The 4,910-nt window shown below is 69.5% G+C and carries 6 protein-coding genes; 4 read left to right on the forward strand and 2 right to left on the reverse strand.

Annotated features, from left to right (window positions below):
• The 4 genes from CCN42_RS39415 to folE form a co-directional block, all read left to right on the forward strand.
• A partial coding sequence (locus tag CCN42_RS39415; protein ID WP_211294899.1) for a TilS substrate-binding domain-containing protein occupies positions 1-344 on the forward strand: 344 nt, incomplete at its 5' end.
• A gap of 51 nt (positions 345-395) precedes the next feature.
• A complete protein-coding gene (gene hpt, locus CCN42_RS39420; protein WP_086741970.1) occupies positions 396-956 on the forward strand; it encodes a hypoxanthine phosphoribosyltransferase in 561 nt (186 codons plus the stop codon).
• A 184-nt stretch (positions 957-1,140) separates the two neighbouring features.
• Complete coding sequence (gene ftsH, locus CCN42_RS39425) at positions 1,141-3,171, forward strand: ATP-dependent zinc metalloprotease FtsH (protein ID WP_086741971.1); 2,031 nt, start codon at positions 1,141-1,143, stop codon at positions 3,169-3,171.
• A 137-nt stretch (positions 3,172-3,308) separates the two neighbouring features.
• Entirely contained in the window at positions 3,309-3,914 is a 606-nt protein-coding gene (gene folE, locus CCN42_RS39430; protein ID WP_086741972.1) for a GTP cyclohydrolase I FolE, read from the forward strand.
• Positions 3,915-4,043: 129 nt separating this feature from the next.
• Here the strand turns inward: folE and CCN42_RS39435 are convergent, their stop codons facing one another.
• Together CCN42_RS39435 and folK are read right to left on the reverse strand one after the other, a co-directional pair.
• The gene (locus CCN42_RS39435; RefSeq protein WP_086167662.1) at positions 4,044-4,532 is read right to left on the reverse strand and encodes a DUF3180 domain-containing protein; all 489 of its coding nucleotides are present in this window, start codon (positions 4,530-4,532) and stop codon (positions 4,044-4,046) included.
• A gap of 71 nt (positions 4,533-4,603) precedes the next feature.
• A partial coding sequence (gene folK, locus CCN42_RS39440; protein ID WP_086741973.1) for a 2-amino-4-hydroxy-6-hydroxymethyldihydropteridine diphosphokinase occupies positions 4,604-4,910 on the reverse strand: 307 nt, incomplete at its 5' end.

Below are 4,910 nucleotides of genomic sequence, written 5' to 3' on the forward strand. Positions count from 1 at the left end.
CCCTCGGCAAGGGCGTCGTCGAAGCCCTCGCCCGGACGGCCCAGCTCTCCCGCGACGACGCCGACGCCCTCGACGTCTGGGCCGGCCAGGCCGAGGCCACCGTCCGCGACGCCGCCGGCCTGCTGGAGTGCGCCAAGCTCTACGCCCTGCCGCCCGCCGTACGCCGCCGGATCCTGCGCCGCGCCGCCATCGAGGCCGGTGCCCCGGCCGGCTCCCTCTTCGCGCGCCACATCGAGGAAGTCGACCGGCTGATCACCGGCTGGCGCGGCCAGGGCGCCATCAACCTGCCCGGCAAAGTCGTCGCCCAGCGGCAGGGTGGCAGACTGGTGATTCGGCAAGGCTGAATCCCGGCCCCCTCCGAGGGGGGCGGACAGCCGGTGGGACGACCGAAAGTGATGCGGGTGGACGCGAAAGACATGGGTGCCGACCTCCAGCAGGTGCTCATCACCAAGGAAGAGATCGACGCCAAGCTGACCGAGCTGGCGGCGAAGATCGACGCGGAGTACGCGGGCAAGGACCTGCTGATCGTCGGCGTGCTCAAGGGCGCGGTGATGGTCATGGCCGACCTCGCGCGGGCGCTGTCCACCCCCGTCACCATGGACTGGATGGCCGTGTCCTCGTACGGCGCGGGCACCCAGTCCTCCGGCGTGGTGCGGATCCTCAAGGACCTCGACACCGACATCAAGGGCAAGCACGTCCTGATCGTCGAGGACATCATCGACTCCGGCCTGACCCTGTCCTGGCTGATCAACAACCTCGGCTCCCGCGAGCCCGCCTCGCTGAAGGTGTGCACGCTGCTGCGCAAGCCGGACGCCGCCAAGGTCGCCATCGACGTCGAATGGGTCGGTTTCGACATCCCCAACGAGTTCGTCGTCGGCTACGGCCTGGACTACGCCGAGAAGTACCGCAACCTGCCGTTCGTCGGCACCCTCGCGCCCCACGTCTACGGCGGCTGAGCCGCCAGGGGCGCCTTTCGCGGGGAGATCGGGAACCCCGGCGGGCCTCGCGCCGTTGGAGCATGCAGACGGGATTGCCAGCCGTCCTGCGCCGCTTCGGGCGACAATGCTGGGGTACCGTCAGAAGAACTGTCTTATCAAACTCACTATGGCAGGAGGGACGGGGCGGCACCGCTCCGTATGGATGGACGTGAAGCGATACTTCCGTGGGCCGGTCATGTGGATCGTGCTGGCCGTCCTTGCCGTGGTCGTGTTGATGCAGGTCGTCGGCTCGTCCGGCGGCTACAAGACGGTGGACACGGGCCAGGTCGTCCAGGCGATCAATGACAACAAGGTCGAGCAGGCCAAGCTGACCACCGGCGACGAGCAGATCATCAAGGTCCAGCTCAAAGACGGTGTGAAGATCGAAGGCAGCTCGAAGATCCAGGCGAGCTACATCGGCGACCAAGGCGTGACCATCGCCAGCACGCTGCAGAACAAGTACCAGGAAAAGCAGATCCCGGACGGCTACACGGTCTCGCCGTCCAAGCAGAACCCGATCGTCGGGATCCTGCTCTCCCTGCTGCCCTTCGTCCTCATCGTGGTCGTCTTCCTGTTCCTGATGAACCAGATGCAGGGCGGCGGCTCCCGAGTGATGAACTTCGGGAAGTCGAAGGCCAAGCTCATCACCAAGGACACCCCCAAGACGACCTTCGCGGACGTCGCGGGCTCCGACGAGGCCGTCGAGGAACTGCACGAGATCAAGGAGTTCCTCCAGGAACCGGCGAAGTTCCAGGCCGTCGGCGCCAAGATCCCCAAGGGTGTCCTGCTCTACGGCCCGCCCGGCACCGGCAAGACCCTGCTCGCGCGAGCCGTCGCGGGCGAGGCCGGCGTGCCGTTCTACTCGATCTCCGGTTCCGACTTCGTCGAGATGTTCGTCGGTGTCGGTGCTTCCCGCGTCCGTGACCTCTTCGAGCAGGCCAAGGCGAACGCCCCGGCGATCGTCTTCGTCGACGAGATCGACGCGGTCGGCCGCCACCGCGGCGCCGGCCTCGGCGGCGGTCACGACGAGCGCGAGCAGACCCTGAACCAGCTCCTCGTCGAGATGGACGGCTTCGACGTCAAGGGCGGCGTGATCCTCATCGCCGCGACGAACCGGCCCGACATCCTCGACCCGGCCCTCCTGCGCCCGGGCCGCTTCGACCGCCAGATCGCGGTCGACCGCCCCGACATGCAGGGCCGCCTGGAGATCCTCAAGGTCCACCAGAAGGGCAAGCCGGTCGCCCCGGACGTCGACCTCTCGGCCGTCGCCCGCCGCACCCCCGGCATGACCGGTGCCGATCTCGCCAACGTCCTGAACGAGGCCGCCCTGCTGACGGCCCGCAGCGACCAGAAGCTGATCGACAACAAGATGCTCGACGAGGCCATCGACCGCGTGGTGGCGGGCCCGCAGAAGCGGACCCGGATCATGTCGGACAAGGAGAAGAAGATCACCGCGTACCACGAGGGCGGTCACGCCCTGGTCGCGGCGGCCTCACCGAACTCCGACCCGGTCCACAAGATCACCATCCTGTCCCGCGGGCGCGCCCTCGGCTACACGATGGTGCTCCCGGACGAAGACAGGTACTCGACCACCCGCAACGAGATGCTCGACCAGCTCGCCTACATGCTGGGCGGCCGGGCGGCCGAGGAACTGGTCTTCCACGACCCGACCACCGGCGCCGCCAACGACATCGAGAAGGCCACCAACCTGGCCCGCGCGATGGTCACGCAGTACGGCATGACGGAACGCCTCGGCGCCATCAAGTTCGGCGGCGACAACACCGAGCCGTTCCTCGGCCGCGAGATGGCGCACCAGCGCGACTACTCGGAAGAGGTCGCCGCGCTGGTCGACGAAGAGGTCAAGAAGCTCATCGAGACCGCGCACAACGAGGCCTGGGAGATCCTGGTCGAGAACCGCGACGTGCTCGACAACCTCGTCCTCCAGCTGCTGGAGAGGGAGACCCTGGGCAAGGAGGAGATCGCCGAGATCTTCGCCCCGATCGTCAAGCGCCCGCCGCGGCCCGCCTGGACCGGCTCCTCGCGGCGCACGCCGTCCACCCGCCCGCCGGTGCTCTCTCCCAAGGAGCTGGCACTGACCAACGGCGCCAACGGCGCGTCGGCGGCGATCACCGCGAAGTCCACGGCCACGGAGTCCGCGCCGGACCCGGTCCAGGAGGACCGGACCGACAGCTGACCCCGCCCCGGAGCCGCGCCGGCGGCCCCACCAGGCCCGGAATGTATGCCGCGCCCCCCAGGTTTTAGCCTGGGGGGCGCGGCATTCGGCCATTTCCGGCCGCCGGGAATGCACGACACACAGGAACGAGGCACCACATGACCGACCCCGTGACGCTGGACGGCGAGGGCACCATCGGCGAGTTCGACGAGAAGCGCGCCGAGAACGCCGTACGCGAACTCCTGATCGCGGTCGGCGAGGACCCGGACCGCGAGGGCCTCAGGGAGACGCCGGCGCGGGTCGCGCGGGCGTACCGGGAGCTTCTGGCGGGGCTCCGGCAGGAGCCGGAAGAGGTTCTGACGACGACGTTCGACCTGGGCCACGACGAGATGGTCCTGGTGAAGGACATCGAGATCGTGTCTCTGTGCGAGCATCATCTGCTGCCGTTCCACGGAGTGGCGCATGTCGGCTACATCCCGGCGGAGACCGGCAAGATCACGGGGCTGTCGAAGCTGGCACGCCTCGTCGAGGTGTTCGCCCGGCGTCCGCAGGTGCAGGAACGTCTCACCACGCAGATCGCCGACTCGCTGATGCGGATTCTGGAGGCGCGTGGCGCGATCGTCGTCATCGAGGCCGAGCACATGTGCATGTCGGTGCGAGGCATCCGTAAGCCCGGTGCCAAGACCACGACGTCCGCGGTGCGCGGTCAGCTTCGGGACTCCACGACCCGAGCCGAGGCGATGAGCCTGATACTCGCGCGCTGACCTGATGGGCAGTGGTGCCCGGTACGGTCCCCCGGCAGCGAGCTGAGTCCCGTGGGAGCCTGACCGGGCGCCCACGGCTCACGGCTGCGACGGCTGACGGAATGAGACGGCGCCCGGGCCTCCAGGCCTTCACGCCGCCGGTGCCGTCCCCGGGCCGCCCGGTTCGTCGTCCTCGGGGAGCTTGCAGACGCGCTCCAGGAAGATGGCCGCCGCTATCACGGCGATGCCCGCGAGGACGGAGAAGCCGGCGTAGATGGCCTGGTCGCGGCGGGCGGGGATGTCGAGCGACTCGAGGAGGACGACGCCCGTGCCGCCGTACATGCCGGCGACGAGGGCGGCGACCAGGGCGCTGGCCTGGCCGAAGACCACCGCGCGGGCCGCCATCAGCGGGTCGACGCCCTTGGCTTCGGGACGGCGCTCGCGCTGGGCCTTCAGCCGGGCGCGCAGGGAGAGCGCGGTGGCCAGGAGGACCACGGCGATCAGGGCCAGGACGATGGGCGCGGCCAGGGGAACGCTCGGCAGGGTGCCGAACGAGCTCCACAGCCGGGCGCCCGCCCAGGAGAGCACTCCGGCGACGACGAACACGGCGGCCAGCACCCTGATGCGCAGCTCTCTCACGGTGTCCCTTCGGCTTCCCGGGTGTCCGGCCTGGCGGATCTCCCCGACGGTGGTCGTCTCGACCTTAACGACTACTCGGGCAGCCGGAGTTCCAGGTCGGCGCGGGGCGCGACGCCTTCGCGGGTGATCGTGCCGAGGAGGCCGGCGACGGGGCCTCGGCCGGGCACCTGGGCGTCGGGGTCGACGTCGTGCCAGGGGGCGAGGACGAAGGCGCGTTCGTGGGCGCGCGGGTGGGGGAGGGTGAGTTTGGGGTCGTCGGAGACCAGGTCGGCGTAGGCCACGATGTCGACGTCGAGGGTACGCGGGCCCCAGCGCTCGTCCCGCACCCGGTTGAAGGCCTCCTCGATCGCGTGGGCGCGTTCCAGCAAGGAGGAGGGC

This window comes from Streptomyces glaucescens (assembly GCF_002154375.1).
GTDB lineage: Bacteria > Actinomycetota > Actinomycetes > Streptomycetales > Streptomycetaceae > Streptomyces > Streptomyces glaucescens.

What these genes read in the sequence shown, in the direction of transcription:
- folE (WP_086741972.1), top strand. Translation starts at nt 3,309, where the DNA reads ATGACCGACCCCGTGACGCTGGACGGCGAGGGCACCATCGGCGAGTTC.
- ftsH (WP_086741971.1), top strand. Translation starts at nt 1,141, where the DNA reads ATGGACGTGAAGCGATACTTCCGTGGGCCGGTCATGTGGATCGTGCTG.
- hpt (WP_086741970.1), top strand. Translation starts at nt 396, where the DNA reads ATGCGGGTGGACGCGAAAGACATGGGTGCCGACCTCCAGCAGGTGCTC.